The organism is Microbacterium sp. CnD16-F (assembly GCF_024124465.1).
Taxonomy (GTDB): domain Bacteria; phylum Actinomycetota; class Actinomycetes; order Actinomycetales; family Microbacteriaceae; genus Microbacterium; species Microbacterium gawkjiense.
Window position 1 is genome coordinate 1 of the sequence record NZ_JAMXSA010000010.1, and the last position, 15,527, is coordinate 15,527.

Consider the following 15,527-nt stretch of genomic DNA (forward strand, 5'->3'; position numbering starts at 1 on the left):
ATAGAGGGAGTGGTCATCGGTGTGACGCCTTTCGAGTGGGATGTGAGAGTTTCCTCGAAGGAAGATCCCGGTGGCCACGCTGACGTTTACTGGCCGGGATCGTTACACCACTCTACGGGGCACTACTTGTTCGACATGCATGGCGAGTACACGCCACTCACAGAGGGGGATGCACCGATCGCGCGCGCATTCCACATTGCAGGCCCTGGGCAATCGCCGGATGACGAGCGCGCCTTGTATCTACCGTGGTGGCTACTCAATCAGGAAGAAATGCAGGCCCTTCTGCTTGACCGGTCTGAGGAGAATGCGCCCAACCAGGCCGCGCGGCTGACCCATCACGTGCGGGAGCTGAAGCACGAACGGCTAGTTGCCGATGGCAAGACCGAACTCGCGGCCCGATTCACGGTCGACAGCCCCGTCCCATACGACCTCGCCGGACTTGTCGGCCGCCTTGCCGCTGACGACACCGAGATGGTGCCGGGCGCGCGCGGCGAGAAGCAAGGGCCGTTTCATGGGAGGTTGACACGACTGGTGAGCCGGATGGAAGCCAGAGTTAGCGACCGTCGGTACGGATTCATGTTCAACCCACCGGCCGACCATCTCGGCTACGACTGGCTTCATGACTTCGCCAAACGCCTACTCGGCACCGCTCCTGGGATCAAAGTCATCGACTTCAGCGAAGTGCCGAGCGACGTATTACCGATTGTTGTCGGGGTCATGGCACGTGTGCTCTATGAGATCCATTTCTGGACAGTCGAAGACAAGCGCACGCCGGTGACCCTCGTCTGCGACGAGGCGCATCTCTATCTGCCTGCCGGCAACGCAGGGGCTGCCGACCTTCGGGCACTTGACTCCTTCGAGCGAATCGCAAAGGAAGGCCGGAAGTACGGGATCTCGTTGCTCGTCGTTAGCCAGCGTCCGTCGGACGTGAGTCGCACAGTGCTCTCCCAGTGCAACAACTTCATCGCTCTCCGTCTCACCAACGATCAGGACCAAGCCGTCGTGAAGCGACTCATGCCCGACAGCATGGACGGGCTCACCGCAGCGCTGCCGCTCCTGGATGTTGGAGAAGCACTCCTGCTGGGTGACGCAATCATCCTCCCGACTCGGATCCGACTCGACGCGCCGAAGGTCAAGCCCACCAGTGCCACCAAGAACTTCTGGAGCGACTGGAACAGCGCACCAGTTGAGGAAGAGGCACTCATCGCGGCTGTCGAGGCGATGCGAACCCAGTCGCGCCGTTAGCGAGAGGCTAAGGACCGAAAGACCGGGGCGTAGGAAACTGCCATTTCGCGTGGAATCCTGACCTTGAAACCACTGCCAACTACCGTGGAATCATCGGCATCCTCCGCCATCTCGAGAGGGAACCTACACCCCCGTCCTGCTCGGATCAGCGCGGCATCCGTCGTTCCAGGATCAGGTCGCGCGGCTCGCTGAAACCGAGTCGCCGGTAGAGCGCTTCGCCGTCCGCCGTCGCAGCGAGGCGCACGACGCGGACGGCCGTCTCGGCGTCGAACCACTGCAGCAGCGCTTCCACGCAGGTGCGGGCGAGCCCGCGGCGGCGGAACGCGGGGAACGTCACGACGTTCGCGATCTCGCCCCGCAGTCCGCTCGGGTTGCGGGGCGACGGGGCGTGGTCGTCGACCGTGCCCACGGCGCACGCGACGACGCCGTCACCGGGGACCTCGGCGATGATCGCAGCGCACCGCATCGGCTCGGCGAGACGGGCGCGGTACCAGGCCGCGGCATCCGCTCGCCAGGACTCGTCGCCCGTGTCCGCACCCATGTCGCGCATCATCTGCGCGCGCAGGTCGACGAGCGCGGGAACGTCGGCGGCGCGGGCACGGCGGATCACAGCGTCGGTCGTCACACCCCGATGCTACGGGCGAGCGTTCCGGGGACGCGTTCGGTCGCTCCCGCGCGCGGCGGGCGACGAATCGCGTCCCCGGAGCCGCCGCGGCCCGCGCTCCAGGGGGTGCATCCTGTCGTTCACCGGCCGCGCACGCGACGACTCGCGTCCCCGGAACCCGACCCCCATCAGACCGGATGCCGCTGCAACAGCTTCGCGGTGACCATCATCGCTCCGCCGAGCACGGCAGGGATCCCGCCGCCCGGGTGCACGGATGCGCCGACGCGCCACAGCCAGGGTGTCCGCGGGTCGTGGTGCGCGGGGCGGTGCAGCGGGCCGCTCATCCACAGCGGTCGCGCGGCGCCGTACAGCGCGCCGTCGCGCTCGCCGAACGTGCCGAAGTAGCGTGGGTCGAGGACCGCGGCATCCGTCATCGTGTCGGTCAGCAGTTCATCGAGACCCATCGTCCGCGAGATCCGTTCGACCTCGCGGCGCACGAACGGATGCTCGAGGCTGTACCCCGCTCCGTCGGCTGGAGCGGTCAGCAGCAGCGCGAGCGTGCTGCGGTCGTTCGGGTAGATCTCGCCCGCCCGGTACAGGTTCACGAACGCCATCGTGTCGGCGGGCTCGTCGCCCGCGGCGAGGCTGCGGAACAGCGCGTCGGGCTTGGTCGGGAGGATGACGCTGTGCGCCGCGATCCGCTCGGGCAGCGGCTCGCGCAGCGCCCCGTAGATCGCGACCGCCGAGCACGACAGCGCGCGCGCCCGTCGCGGTCGCCGGCCGAGCAGCGCCTCGACGCGGTCGGCGTCGAGGGCGCTCACGACGACGTCGGCCCCGAACGATCCGCGGGCCGTCGTGACGCGGCCGCGCTCGAGGCGCGTCACCGTCTCGCCGGTGCGGATGTCGACACCGGCGGCATCCGCCATTCGTTTCAGCGCGAGCGGGATCTCGTACACGCCGCCGCGCGGCACCCACACGCCGGATGCCGCCATGATCGCCGGCATGCTCGCGTAGAGTGCGGGCGTCTGCGACGGCGAGACTCCGGCGTTGAGGGTGTGGATCGCGATGATCTCGCGCAGACCCTCGGGCATCCACGTGAGGCTGTCGAGGTACGACCGCGTGCTCAGCCGCGGACCGTAGACGGCGAGCAGTCGGCGCAGCGCCGGCAGCGAGCGGCGGTCGAGCGGGTCGGCGACGAGCAGCGCGGTCACGTCACCCGCCAGCGGAGCGTGCAGGTCGCTGAACCGCTGCCACGCCGGGTACCAGCGGTGCTCCGGCGGCACGGGGAGGGTGACCTCCTCGCCGTCGTAGTAGTACCGGCCGACCTCGGGCAGCCGTTCGAGCTGGAGCTCATCGGCCGCACCGAGGCGGCGGCACAGCTCCTCCCACACACCGGGGAAGGTCACGAGCGACGGCCCCGAGTCGATGCGCTCGCCGTCGACCTCGAGCCTGCGGCTCTTGCCGCCGACCCGGTCCGCCGCCTCGAGCAGGGTCACCTGGTGACCGGCGTGGGCGAGAAGAGCGGATGCCGCCAGCCCCCCCAGTCCGGCACCGACCACCACGATGCGGCTCATCCGTAGGCCTCGAAGAACATCTTCGTCAGCTGCAACCCGCTCGCCACCGACCCGGCGACGTACGGGAACGCGATCGACACCGGGTAGAGGCGGCGACCGGTCGCGGGAGTGGGGCGCACCAGCATCCACACGACGAGGACACCGGCGATGACGGCGTTGAGCGCGGCGACCGGGATGCTGACGAACGCGAACAGCACGCTCGACACGAGCCACCAGAAGCCGCTCCACAGCGCCGTGCCGCGCGGCCCGAGGAGCACCGCGGTCGTCCGGATGCCGGCCTCGCGGTCCTCGTCGATGTCCTGCACGGCGTCGTAGGCGTGCTTCGCGACGCTCCAGACCAGCAGCCCGGTCACGGCGGGCCACAGCGGCGGAGCGCCGAGCGCGACGGGGACGATCAGCAGCGGGAGCCCGTAGGCCGCATTGCTGAGCGAGTCGAGGAACGGTCGCTGCTTGAACCGCAGCGGCGGCGCCGAGTAGAACACGAACACCGCCGTGTAGAGCAGGATCAGCGCGTTCGCGGCGAGCGGGTAGGCGATCAGGAACCACGCGAGGAACGGCACGTTCGTGATCGCGACGGCCCAGACGATCGTCCGCACCTCGCGCGGCTCGATCCGGGCGCCCTCGATCGACCCCTTGCGCGGGTTCAGGGCGTCGGTCTCCTGGTCGAAGATGTCGTTCACGCCGTAGATCAGCAGGTTGAACGGCAGCGTCAGCCAGACGAGGAGCGGGATCGCCGCGGGATCCAGCAGCTGACCCGTGAGCCACATGCCGAGCACACCGGTGCCGATCGTGTTGATCCAGAGCACGGGGCGTGAGATGTGGACCAGGCGTCCGAGGGTCGTCCGCCAGGTGACGGGCCGGGCCGGCGCGGGGTGGTCGATGGCGATTCTCCTCGGATGCGGCGGCGCGGACGGCCGTCTTCCGCGATTGTATGCGGGGCGATCGACCAGCATCCCGCTCTTGCGCGCGGCGCCGCGCTCGGGTCGCGGCGCGGCACTCGCCTGTCGCAATGTGCAAACGCGCGCGGCGTGTTGTGACAGGGGAGCGCGGGCGGAGCCTCAGTCGGCCTGGTCGAGCGCGATGCGCGCGCGGCGCGCGACGTCGAGGATGCGACCGACGTTCTCGACCGCGACGCCCGGCTCGTCCTCGCCGAGGTGTTCGAGGGTCGCGAGCTGCGAGGCGAGGAGCGCCGGCGGCATGAAGTGCTGCCGCGACCGCATCCGACGGTCCAGCTCCTCGGGTGAGACGACCAGCTCGACGAAGCGGACGTCGGGGGCCGCGGCTCGGATCCGGTCGCGGTAGCGGCGCGCCAGCGCGGAGCACGCGACGACCAGGCCGGGTGCGTCGCCGAGCGTCCTGCCGACGATGTCGAGCCAGGGGGCGCGATCGTCGTCGTCGAGGGGGTGGCCGGCCTCCATCTTCGCGACGTTCGCCGCGGGGTGCAGATCGTCGGCGTCGACGAAGTCCACGCCGAGATCGACGGCGAGGGCGGCTCCGACGGCGGTCTTGCCCGACCCGCTCGGTCCCATGACGACGATGCGCGGTGCGGTGCTCACGATGCCACCTTCGCAGAGTTCATCGCGACGACGACCTTGCTGCTGTCGGCGGGTCGGCGGGCCGTCTCGAAGGCCTCGACCGCGTCGCCCGGAGCGAACTCGTGGGTGATGACGGACTCGATCTCGGGGCGGCGGCCCAGCACATCGATCGCCCGGTCGATCTCGTCGAGGAACCGGAAGGCACCGGTGAGCGTGGCCTCCTTCGAGATGAGTGGGGCGATGTTCACGCCGACCGGCTGGTTCGGCAGCATCCCGATCTGCACGACGGTGCCTCGCCGACGGACGGCGGCGATGGCGGACGAGACCGCGGCCGCGGCACCGGAGCACTCGAGGACGACGTCGTAGGTGTCGGAGGGGATCGCGTCCTCGCCGACCCGCCACACGGCGTCGGCCCCGAGCGCGCGCGCCCGGTCGAGCGGCTCGGGCAGCAGGTCGGTGATCTCGACACGTGCGGCGCCGGCCTCCTGTGCGGCGACGACGGCGAGCAGTCCGATGGGGCCGGCGCCGCAGACGAGCACGCGCGCTCCGTCGAGGGAGCCCGCCCGACCCGCACCGTGCAGGGCGACGGCCAGGGGCTCGGCGAGGGCGGCGCGACGCACGGGCAGTTCCGCGGGCAGAGTCCGGATCATGCCGGCATCCACCACCAGGTACTCGCTCATCGCGCCCTGCGTGTGCGGGGTGGTCGCGGCGCTGCCGAGGTAGCTGCCGCCGGGCCGCAGATGGGGTTCGACCGGAGTCGACCCCTCGGGACCGAAGCGGGCGGGATGCACCGTCACCGGCGTGCCGGGTGCGAAGCGCCCGTCGGGGTCGAGGTCGACCCAGCCCGACAGCTCGTGCCCGGGAACGAGGGGCTCGGTGACGACGAACGCGCCGTTCGCGCCCTCGCCGTAGTAGTGCAGGTCGGATCCGCAGATCCCCACGTAGCCCACGCGCACGCGGACCTGGCCCGCGTCGGGCTCGGGGAGGGGGCGCTCGGTCACAGTGAGGTCGAGCTTTCCGTTGATGACGACGGCATCCATGTCTTGCTCCTCTTGTCAGACGACGGCGGTCATGCCGCCGTCGACGAACAGGTTCTGTCCGTTCACGAAGTCGCTCGCCGCCGAGGCGAGGAACACCAGCGGTCCGCGGAGCTCCTCGACCTCGCCCCAGCGACCGGCCGGGGTGCGCTGGGCGACCCAGCTCGAGAAGTCGGCGTCGGCGACGAGCGCCGCGTTCATCTCGGTGGCGAAGTAGCCGGGCGAGAGCGTGTTGACCTGGATGCCGTGGCGCGCCAGGTCCGCCGCCATTCCGCGCGTGAGCTGGGCGATGCCGCCCTTGCTCGCCGCGTACGGTGCGATCGTCTGACGCCCGAGCAGCGACTGGACCGAGGCGATGTTGATGATCTTGCCGGAGCCGCGCGCGATCATGCCGGGCGCGACGAAGCGCGACACGTAGAAGGCGCTCGACAGGTTGCTCGAGATCACCGCATCCCAGTCCGCGACGGGGAACTCCGCGAAGGGTGCCCGCCGCTGGATCCCGGCGTTGTTGACGAGGATGTCGGGGGTGCCGACCCGCTCGATGAGCTCACCGATCGCGGCCTCGACGGCCGCGGCATCCGTCACGTCGAACAGGGTCGTCTCGGGACGGATGCCGGTGTGCTCGGCGATCGCGTCGGCGCTGCGCTCCACCGCCTCGGCGTCGCGGCCGTGCACGATGACGCGGGCCCCGGCATCCGCGAGGCCCACGGCGAGGCTCTGCCCGAGCCCCCGCGACGATCCCGTCACGAGGGCCAGGCGGCCGGTCAGGTCGAAGAGGTCAGACAAGGGACACCAGGCCGAAGATCCCGAGCACGATGAGGAAGCCGACGAGCGACTCGAGGGCCTGCTGCACGGTCCACGTCTTGAGCGTGGTCTTGACGTCCATACCCATGAGGCGGCCGACGAGCCAGAAGCCCGAGTCGTTCACGTGACCCGCGAAGACGGAGCCCGCCGCGGTGGCGAGGACGATACAGGCGACTTGCAGCGGGTTGAAGCCGCCCGACACGACGGCCGGTGCGACGAGGCCCGCCGCGGTGACGAGGGCGACGGTCGCCGAGCCCTGCGCCACGCGGAGGAGCAGGGCGATGATGTAGGCGGCGAAGATGACCGGGACGCCGATCGAGGCCAGCGAGTCAGACAGCGCGTCGCCGATGCCCGAGGCGCGCAGGACGCCGCCGAACATGCCGCCGGCGCCGGTGATGAGGACGACCGAGCAGATCGGTCCGAGGGCGGACTCGACGACCTTGTCGAGCGCGCTGCCTCCGACGCCGCGGCGGGTGCCGAGGACGAACAGGGCGACGAGGACGGCGATCAGCAGGGCGACCTGGCTCGTGCCGATGAGGCCGAGCGCCTGGACCCAGACGGCGGTGCCGTCGACGGCTCCCGACGAGACGAGCGCGGCGGACCCGGTGTTCAGGAGGATCAAGACGAGCGGGATGGCGATGACGCCGATGACGGTCCCGGCCTTGGGCGGGTTCGTGGGCTCGACGTCCTCGCCGAACAGGCGCGGGATGGCGAGCGGGATGCGGCGGTCGATGAAGCGCGCCCAGAGGTAACCGCTGAGGTACCACGTCGGGATCGCCACGACGAGACCGATGAGAAGCACGAGCCCGAGGTTGGCGCCGTAGGTCTCGCTCGCCGTGATGGGACCGGGGTGCGGCGGCACGAAGACGTGCATGACCGAGAACGCGGCGGCGGCCGAGATGCCGTAGAGCAGCATGTGCTTGCCGCCGATGCGGCGGGCGACGGCGAAGATGATCGGCAGCATGACGACGAGCCCGGCGTCGAAGAACATCGGGAAGCCCATGAGGAGCGACGCGACGCTCAGGGCGATGGCAGCGCGCTTCTCACCGAAGACCGAGACCATCTTCTCGGCCAGCACGCGGGCGCCGCCCGAGCTCTCGATGAGGGCGCCGAGCATCGCTCCGAAGCCGACGAGGAGCGCGACCGTGCCGACCGTCGAACTGAAGCTGTCGATCAGCACCTTTCCGATGCTGCCGACCGGGATGCCGGTGGCCAGCGCGGTCAGCAGCGAGACCAGCACGAGCACGATGAACGCGTGCAGGCGGACCTTGATGATGAGCAGCAGGATCAGGGCGACCGCTCCGGCCGCGATCAGAAGCAGGGGCACTGCTCCGAGTGTTTGCGTCCACTCGTCCATGGGTGTGTTCTCCAGTGAATCGTCCCGGTGCCGGGGCCTTTCCCGGCAGCGCACCCACCGTGCCACATAGGTAGTACTTTTCGCAAGCGATTGGTAGTACTTTTGTCGCGGCCATCCAACGACGCCGCGCGGGGCGGGTAACGTGACACTCGCAACGAAGGACACCGATGCCCACGCCCGTCACCACCGCATCCCATGCCCACATCGTCGAGACCCTTGGTCGACGCATCGTGGGGGGAGAATTGCCCGCGGGCACCGGTTTGACCTTGGCGGGTCTCGAGGAGACGTTCGCTGCGTCCCGAACCGTCGTCCGCGAGGCAGTGCGCGTCCTCGAGACGCACGGGCTGCTCACCTCGCGTCGCCGGGTCGGGATCGTCGTCCGCCCTCTCGCGGAGTGGGACGTGCTGAACGCCGACATCATCGAATGGTCGCTCGACAGTTCGCGCCGGCGGGATGTCCTCATCGAGCTCACCGAATTGCGCATCGCGGTCGAGCCGGTTGCCGCCCGCCTGGCGGCGGAGCGCGCCGACCCGGTCGAACGCGAGGAGCTGCTCCGCTGGGCGACGCTGCTCAGCGATCTCGGCGGGAAGGGCCTCGGCGACTCGCCCGAGTACCTGGATGCCGACATCGCCTATCACCGGCTTCTGCTGCGCGTGTCGGGCAATCCTCTCTTCGTGAAGCTCAGCGACCCGATCGCCGAGATCCTGCGTGGCCGGGCCGTCCGAGGACTCACGCCCGGAGTGCCGCGCGTCGGCACGCTCGAAGCGCACCTCGCGACGGCGCAAGCGATCCACGACGGGCGCGGCGCGGATGCCGAGGCGTCGGCGCGCGAGCACCTGACGCTCGTGTCGGACGAGGTCGAAGGGGCCTGACCCGGAGTCTGGGGACCGCGACCGCGGCCGCGGCATCCGCTCACCTGTCGCAAAGTGCGGCTCCGCGCGGCGCGTTGTGACAGGGGAAGGAATGCCGTGGCCCCAGACGCCTTGACTTACATACCCTAGGGGGGTACCGTATCCGTCGTGAACGGTTACGACGCGAACAAGGACGACCTGCAGAAGCGGCTGCGCCGCGTCGAGGGACAGGTGCGCGGCATCGCCCGCATGGTCGACGAGGACAAGTACTGCATCGACATCCTCACGCAGGTGTCCGCGGCGACGAAGGCGCTCGAAACCGTCGCGCTCTCGCTGCTCGCCGACCACCTCAGCCACTGCGTCGCCGAGGCGAGCGCCGAAGGCGGTCAGGTCGCCGCCGACAAGATCCGCGAGGCGAACGACGCGATCGCCCGTCTCGTCCGCTCCTGAACCCGCTCCTGAACCTGGAGGAAACACCATGACCGAACGCATCCAGCTGGGCCTCACCGACGTCTCCGCATCCGCGACGCCTGCCGCCCCGGCATCCGCTGTCACCGAGGAACTGCTCGTCACCGGTATGACCTGCGGCCACTGCGCCGCGAGCGTCCGCGAGGAGCTCTCCGAGATCGACGGCGTCGAGGCCGTGACCGTCGACCTCGTCGCCGGCGGCACCTCGCACGTCACCGTGCACAGCGCGACCCCCCTCGACGACGACGCCCTGACCGCCGCCATCGAGGAGGCCGGATACACCCGGGTGTCGGCGTGAGCGCCACCGACGTCGAACTCGACATCTCCGGGATGACGTGCGCCTCGTGCGCCACCCGGATCGAGCGCAAGCTCAACAAGCTGCCCGGGGTCGAGGCATCCGTCAACTACGCCACCGAGAAGGCGCGCGTGCGTGCCGAGGGCGTCGAGACGGCGCAGCTCATCGCGACGGTCGAAGCTGCCGGCTACGCGGCGACGGTGCCCGCACCCGAGCCCGAGACGACGGAGGCGGATGACGAGACGAAGCCGCTCCGCAATCGTCTGCTGATCAGCGCCGCCCTGTCGTTGCCGGTCGCGCTGATGTCGATGATCCCGGCGCTGCAGTTCGAGTACTGGCAGTGGCTCGCGCTGACCCTCGCGGCTCCCGTCGCGGTGTGGGGCGCGTGGCCCTTCCACCGGGCCGCGGCCGTCAACCTGCGCCACGGCGCCGCGACGATGGACACCCTCATCAGCCTCGGCGTGATCGCCTCGTTCGGCTGGTCGCTGTACGCCCTGTTCTTCGGCGGCGCGGGGATGCCCGGTATGACGATGTCCTTCACGCTCGTCGGCGCGCCGCGGGCGGGCGGGCACGAGATCTACCTCGAGGTCGCCGCGCTCGTCACCGTCTTCATCCTCGCCGGGCGCTACATCGAGGCCCGCGCGAAGCGGGCGTCGTCCGAGGCGCTGCGCGCGTTGCTCGAACTCGGGGCGACGGATGCCGCGAAGCTGCAGAACGGTGTCGAGACGCGCGTTCCGGTGTCGCAGCTCGTCGTCGGCGACACGGTCGTCGTCCGCCCCGGTGAGAAGATCCCGTCGGACGGACTCGTCACCGCGGGGATGAGCAGCGTCGACGCGAGCATGCTGACGGGTGAGTCGATGCCCGTCGAGGTCGCGGAGGGTTCCCGTGTCGTCGGCGCGACGATCAACGTCGGCGGACGCCTCGAGGTGCAGATCACCCGGGTGGGTGCCGACACCGAGCTGGCGAGGATGCGGCGGCTCATGGAAGAGGCGCAGACCGGCAAGGCCGAGGTGCAGCGCCTCGCCGACCGGGTCTCGGCCGTCTTCGTCCCCGTCGTGATCGCCCTCGCGCTCGTCGCCCTCGTCGGCTGGACGATCGCCGGCGCGCCGTGGGAGCTCGCGTTCACCGCGGCGGTAGCGACGCTCATCATCGCCTGCCCGTGCGCGCTGGGTCTCGCGACCCCGACCGCGCTGCTGGTGGGGACCGGGCGCGGGTCGCAGCTCGGCATCCTGATCCGTGGACCTCAGGTGCTCGAGCAGACCCGCACCGTCGACACGATCGTGCTCGACAAGACCGGCACCGTCACGACCGGACGCATGAGCGTGACCGAGGTGCTGCCCTCGGGCGTCTCGCGCGAGGAGCTGCTCGCCGTCGCGGCGGCGGTCGAGTCGGGGTCGGAGCACCCCGTCGCGCGGGCGATCGTGGCAGCGTCGACGCCGGGGGGTGTCGAGTCGTTCCAGTCGCACGCCGGGTTCGGCGTGCAGGGTGTCGTGGCGGGAGCGGCGGTCGTCGCCGGGCGTCCGTCGTGGCTCGCGGAGCAGTGGGCCGTCGCCGTGCCTGCGGATCTGCCCGAGGGGACGGTCGTCGCCGTCGCCCGGGATGGGGAGTACCTCGGTGCGATCGTCGTCGCCGACAGGGTGAAGCCCACGAGCGCCGCGGCGATCACCCGCTTCCGCGAGCTCGGGCTCGAGCCGATCTTGCTGACCGGCGACACCGCCTCCTCGGCAGCGCGGGTCGCCGCCGAGGTCGGGATCTCCCGCGTCGAGGCCGGGGTGACTCCGGCGGGCAAGCTCGACGCGATCCGCCGGCTGCAGGGCGAAGGCCGGGTCGTGGCGATGGTCGGCGACGGTGTCAACGATGCCGCGGCGCTCGCCGCTGCCGACCTCGGGATCGCGATGGGTGGCGGGACGGATGCGGCGATCGCGGCATCCGACATCACCGTCGTCTCGGGCGATCCCCTCGTCGTCGCCGATGCGGTGCGCCTTGCGCGGCGGACCCTCGGGATCATCAAGGGCAACCTGTTCTGGGCGTTCGCGTACAACGTCGCCGCGATCCCGCTCGCGATGGCCGCGCTGCTCAACCCGCTCGTGGCCGCCGCAGCGATGGCGCTGTCGTCGGTGTTCGTGGTGACGAACAGTCTGCGGCTGCGCGGGTTCCAGGCGGTGGGGCGGGGCTGAGGCGCGCGCCCGTGGCGTGTTCGCGGGCAGGGTGTTCACGGATGCAATGGATGCCGCGCGACACGCCGCGCTCCGGCATCCGTCCCCGGCGTGTCGCCTCGGATCTGTTGCATCGGTGAACGGCCGAGGCCGCGACAGGCGCCCCACGGCCGCCGCGCCTGCGCGCTGAGGCTGCTCGGTGTGTTCCTCGTCATCTTCGCGCTCGGTGCCGGGATGCTCCCCCCGAGACGCCGCACGCGTCGACCCCCATCGGATCCCACCTAGGGTGAGGACATGTTCACCGTCGCCGAGTCCGTCACGATCGACCGCCCGGTGGACGAGGTGTTCGCCTTCTTCACCGAGGGGCGCGCCCGATGGGATGAGTCGGTCATCTCGGAGGAACTGACCTCGCCTCCGCCCGTCGGCGTGGGGTCGACACTGCACACCCGGATGCGGGCGGTCGGGCGCGAGTTCGCGTTCGACTGGCGCGTGACCGGGTACGAACCGGGCACCCGCATGGCGATCACCAGCACCAGCGGCGTCATGGCGACCTCGTCGGAGCTGACGTTCGCCGATGCGAACGGTGCGACCCTCGTGAGGGTGCGCATCGAGGCGGAACCGACCGGCGTCATGCGCCTCGCGCAGGCGATGATCGCCGGCGAGGTGCGCTCCACGCTCACGGCGTCGCTCGCGAAGGCCAAGCGCGTGCTCGAGCAGGGCTGACGACCAGCGTCATCCTTCCGACGGACACGGATGCCTCGCGAGGCCGATGATCGCGGCGCGGCATCCCCGTAGACAGGAAGCATGAACCGCGCACTCGCCGCCCTGTCCCTCGCCCTCCTCGCCGCCGGCCTGACCACGGCGTGCGCGCCGACGTCGAGCGACATCGAGGAGCGTGTGCTCGGCACGGTCGCGGCGGGGTCGACCCTCACCGTGACCGACCTGCTCCCCGAGGAGGGGGCGAAGCGGTTCACGGTCGCCTGTCCGTACGAGACCCCAGCGGATGTCGCTGCCCGGCTCGACGTCGACGCGAAGGCGGTTCCCGACCTCTCGGACCGCGACGACGCCCAGGCGCTCGTTGTCGTGACGGCGGACGGGATCGACGCGGGCGAACTCCCGCGCGATCGGGTCGACTTCTGCTCGACGGGCGGCGCGTGGCCGGTCTACTCGGGCGACGCCGACGACGCGCTCGCCGTCACGCGCAACGATGACGACGTCTACGTCGTGACTCGCTGACCTATTTCACGAGCGGGCGGATGGTCGTGAACCCGCCGTCGACGGGGATCACCTGACCGGTGATGCGGGCGGCATCCGCCGACAGCAGCCAGTCCATGACCGCCGCCACGTCGTCGGCGCTCTGCACCCCGCCCAGCGGGTACTGCTTCTCGGCGCCCTCCCGCTGCATCGGGACGCTCAGCATCCCGGCCGTCAGGGGGGTGTCGGTCATGCCCGGAGCAACCGCGTTGACCCGGATGCCGCGGCTCGCATACGTCGCGGCGGCGCTGCGCACGAGCGCCTCGACACCGCCCTTCGCTGCGGCGATCGCCTCGTGGTTCGCGACGCCGATTCGCGCGACGACGGAGCTCGCGAACACCGCGGCGCCGGGCTCCTTGCCGGTCGCCTCGAGCCAGGCCTGCAGGATCCAGATGCTGCTCTCGAGGTTCACCCGCAGGATGTCGCGCGCCGCGTCGGCTTTCGTGCGGTGCAGCGGCGTGATGAGCGTGCTGCCGACCGCGTGCGCGAGCCAGGCCGGCGCGTCACCCAGCTCAGACCGGCACCCCTCGAGTGCGGCGGCGGCACCCTCGGGCGTCGTCACGTCGGCCTCGATGTGCGCGTCCGCCTCGACGGCGGTGAGGGATGCGGCATCCCGCCCCACCGCGGCGACCCGCAGCCCGCGCGCCCGCAGCCGGACGACGAGGGCGCTGCCGACGCCGCCGCGGGCACCGGTGACGAGGGCGATGTCGGTCGAGGTCATAGTGTCTCCTTCTTCAGCTGAGCGGCACGGGGATGTCGCCGGCACGGATCGCGTCGGCGCGCTCACGGATGGCGGCGATCTCCTCGTCGTCCAGGCGCGAGACGTTCTTCACCTGCAGTAACATGCGGTGGTTGGCGGCGAGCGGCTCCTCGTGCCGGATGAGGTAGTCCCAGTACAGTGTCGTGAACGGGCACGCGTCGTCGCCGATCCGCTTCGCGGGATCGAACGGGCAGGTCTTGCAGTACGGACTCATGCGATCGATGTACTTGCCGGTCGCGGCATACGGCTTGCTGCCCATCAGTCCGCCGTCCGCGTACTGGCTCATCCCGAGGGTGTTCGGCAGCTCCGCCCACTCGACCGCATCGACGTACACCGCGAGGTACCAGGCGTGGACTTCTTTCGGGTCGACGCCGAGCAGCATCGCGTAGAGCCCCGTCACCATGAGGCGTTGGATGTGGTGTGCGTAGCCGTTCTCGAGCGTCGTGCCGATCGCGTCCTGCAGGCACGCCATCGCGGTGTCGCCGGTCCAGTAGAAGTCCGGGAGCGGCTCGAACGCCTCGAACGCATTCCGTTCGAGGTATACGGGCATCTGCGTCCAGTAGATCCCGCGGACGTACTCACGCCAGCCGAGGATCTGGCGGATGAATCCTTCGACGGCCGCGAGCGGCGCCTCCTTCGCCCGGTACGCCGCCTCGGCCGCGGCGACGACCTCGCGCGGCGTCAGCATTTTCAGGTTCATCGACGACGACAGGTGCGCGTGCCACAGCCACGGCTCCCCTGGCCACATCGCGTCCTGTGTCTCGCCGAAGCCTGGCAGCCGCTCGGCGACGAACAGGTCGAGTGCCTCGAGCGCCTGCGCCCGAGTCACCGGCCACGCGAACGAGTCGAGCGAGCCCGGGTGGTCGCCGAACCGCTTTTCGACCAGCGCGATGACGTCCCGGGTGATCTCGTCGGGCTCGAACCGGGCGCGCGGCGGCACGAGGCCCGGGCCCTGCTTCGGGAACGCCTTGCGGTTGTCGGCGTCGTAGTTCCACTGCCCGCCGACGGGCTGGCCGCGCGTCGTCATCAGCACGCCGTGCTTCTTGCGCATCTCGCGGTAGAAGTACTCCATCCGCAGCGACGTGCGGCCCTCGGCGTGCGCGTCGAACTCCGCGACGGTGCTGAAGAAGTGACGATCCTCACGGATCTCCAGCGGGATGCCGGTGGTCTCGGCGACCTCGCGGAGCGCTTCCCGCACACGCCACTCCCCGGGCTCCGTCACGATGAGCGCCTCGGGCTTCAGCTTGGTGAGGTCGGCGGCGAGCTGCTCGGCGAGCGAGCCCCGGGTCCCGCGGGCGTCGAGCTTCGCGTAGTGGAGGGGGCGCCCGGCATCCGTCAGTTCGGCGGCGAAGTGGCGCATGGCGGCGAGGAAGACGGCAGTGCGCTGCTTCGTGCTCCACACGTGCTCGGATTCCTCGGCGACCTCCGCCATCCAGACGGCATCGCGAGCCGCGTCGAAGTCGTCGAACGCGCTCGACTCGTGGTCGAGCTGGTCGCCCAGCACGATGACGAGGTGGCGCAGCATGGCGCCAGCGTAGGAACGCCGCGGACCGATCCCCACCGCTTGTGCGCGGTGCGGCCCTGCGC

15 protein-coding genes and 1 pseudogene are annotated in these 15,527 nt (G+C 70.4%); 7 read left to right on the plus strand and 9 right to left on the minus strand.

Features of this window, described 5'->3' with window-relative positions; translation table 11 throughout:
• Positions 1-1,245 (plus strand): ATP-binding protein (locus tag NH287_RS04500; protein WP_253034638.1); only part of this gene is annotated, 1,245 nt, incomplete at its 5' end.
• Positions 1,246-1,390: 145 nt separating this feature from the next.
• On the opposite strand, the gene NH287_RS04505 is transcribed toward NH287_RS04500, so the two are convergent.
• From NH287_RS04505 to NH287_RS04535, 7 genes and pseudogenes are all read right to left on the minus strand, one after another.
• Complete coding sequence (locus NH287_RS04505) at positions 1,391-1,870, minus strand: GNAT family N-acetyltransferase (protein ID WP_253034639.1); 480 nt, start codon at positions 1,868-1,870, stop codon at positions 1,391-1,393.
• Positions 1,871-2,037: 167 nt separating this feature from the next.
• Positions 2,038-3,471, minus strand: a pseudogene (locus tag NH287_RS04510) (phytoene desaturase family protein); the annotation flags it as partial.
• Complete coding sequence (locus NH287_RS04515; protein ID WP_253034640.1) at positions 3,420-4,376, minus strand: UbiA family prenyltransferase; 957 nt, start codon at positions 4,374-4,376, stop codon at positions 3,420-3,422. The pseudogene NH287_RS04510 and the gene NH287_RS04515, both read right to left, overlap by 52 nt.
• Positions 4,377-4,481: 105 nt before the next feature.
• Positions 4,482-4,979: a gluconokinase gene (locus tag NH287_RS04520; protein ID WP_253034641.1), complete on the minus strand. Its 498-nt coding sequence runs from the start codon at positions 4,977-4,979 to the stop codon at positions 4,482-4,484.
• Entirely contained in the window at positions 4,976-5,998 is a 1,023-nt protein-coding gene (locus NH287_RS04525; protein ID WP_253034642.1) for a zinc-binding dehydrogenase, read from the minus strand. Before NH287_RS04525 ends, NH287_RS04520 begins: the two co-directional genes overlap by 4 nt.
• Before the next feature lie 15 nt (positions 5,999-6,013).
• Entirely contained in the window at positions 6,014-6,781 is a 768-nt protein-coding gene (locus tag NH287_RS04530) for an SDR family oxidoreductase (protein ID WP_253034643.1), read from the minus strand.
• A complete protein-coding gene (locus tag NH287_RS04535; protein ID WP_253034644.1) occupies positions 6,774-8,156 on the minus strand; it encodes a GntP family permease in 1,383 nt (460 codons plus the stop codon). The genes NH287_RS04530 and NH287_RS04535 overlap by 8 nt, the downstream gene beginning before the upstream one ends.
• A 167-nt stretch (positions 8,157-8,323) precedes the next feature.
• On the opposite strand from NH287_RS04535, the gene NH287_RS04540 reads away from it, so the two are divergent.
• From NH287_RS04540 to NH287_RS04565, 6 genes are all read left to right on the plus strand, one after another.
• Positions 8,324-9,028, plus strand: coding sequence for a FadR/GntR family transcriptional regulator (locus NH287_RS04540; protein ID WP_253034645.1), 705 nt, complete (start codon positions 8,324-8,326; stop codon positions 9,026-9,028).
• Between the two features lie 147 nt (positions 9,029-9,175).
• On the plus strand, positions 9,176-9,457 hold the full coding sequence (locus tag NH287_RS04545; RefSeq protein WP_064002763.1) for a metal-sensitive transcriptional regulator: 282 nt from the start codon (positions 9,176-9,178) through the stop codon (positions 9,455-9,457).
• Between the two features lie 28 nt (positions 9,458-9,485).
• Positions 9,486-9,773 (plus strand): heavy-metal-associated domain-containing protein, encoded by a 288-nt coding sequence (locus tag NH287_RS04550; RefSeq protein ID WP_217528798.1) that lies wholly within the window; start codon positions 9,486-9,488, stop codon positions 9,771-9,773.
• The gene (locus NH287_RS04555) at positions 9,770-11,947 is read left to right on the plus strand and encodes a heavy metal translocating P-type ATPase (RefSeq protein ID WP_253034646.1); all 2,178 of its coding nucleotides are present in this window, start codon (positions 9,770-9,772) and stop codon (positions 11,945-11,947) included. Before NH287_RS04550 ends, NH287_RS04555 begins: the two co-directional genes overlap by 4 nt.
• A gap of 273 nt (positions 11,948-12,220) precedes the next feature.
• Positions 12,221-12,649, plus strand: a complete 429-nt coding sequence (locus NH287_RS04560; protein WP_253034647.1) for an SRPBCC family protein — start codon at positions 12,221-12,223, stop codon at positions 12,647-12,649.
• Between the two features lie 81 nt (positions 12,650-12,730).
• Positions 12,731-13,162 (plus strand): hypothetical protein, encoded by a 432-nt coding sequence (locus tag NH287_RS04565; protein WP_253034648.1) that lies wholly within the window; start codon positions 12,731-12,733, stop codon positions 13,160-13,162.
• 1 nt (position 13,163) lies between these two features.
• Here the strand turns inward: NH287_RS04565 and NH287_RS04570 are convergent, their stop codons facing one another.
• Entirely contained in the window at positions 13,164-13,901 is a 738-nt protein-coding gene (locus NH287_RS04570; RefSeq protein ID WP_253034649.1) for an SDR family NAD(P)-dependent oxidoreductase, read from the minus strand.
• Between the two features lie 13 nt (positions 13,902-13,914).
• A complete protein-coding gene (locus tag NH287_RS04575; protein ID WP_253034650.1) occupies positions 13,915-15,465 on the minus strand; it encodes a cryptochrome/photolyase family protein in 1,551 nt (516 codons plus the stop codon).
• Positions 15,466-15,527: the final 62 nt, after the last annotated feature.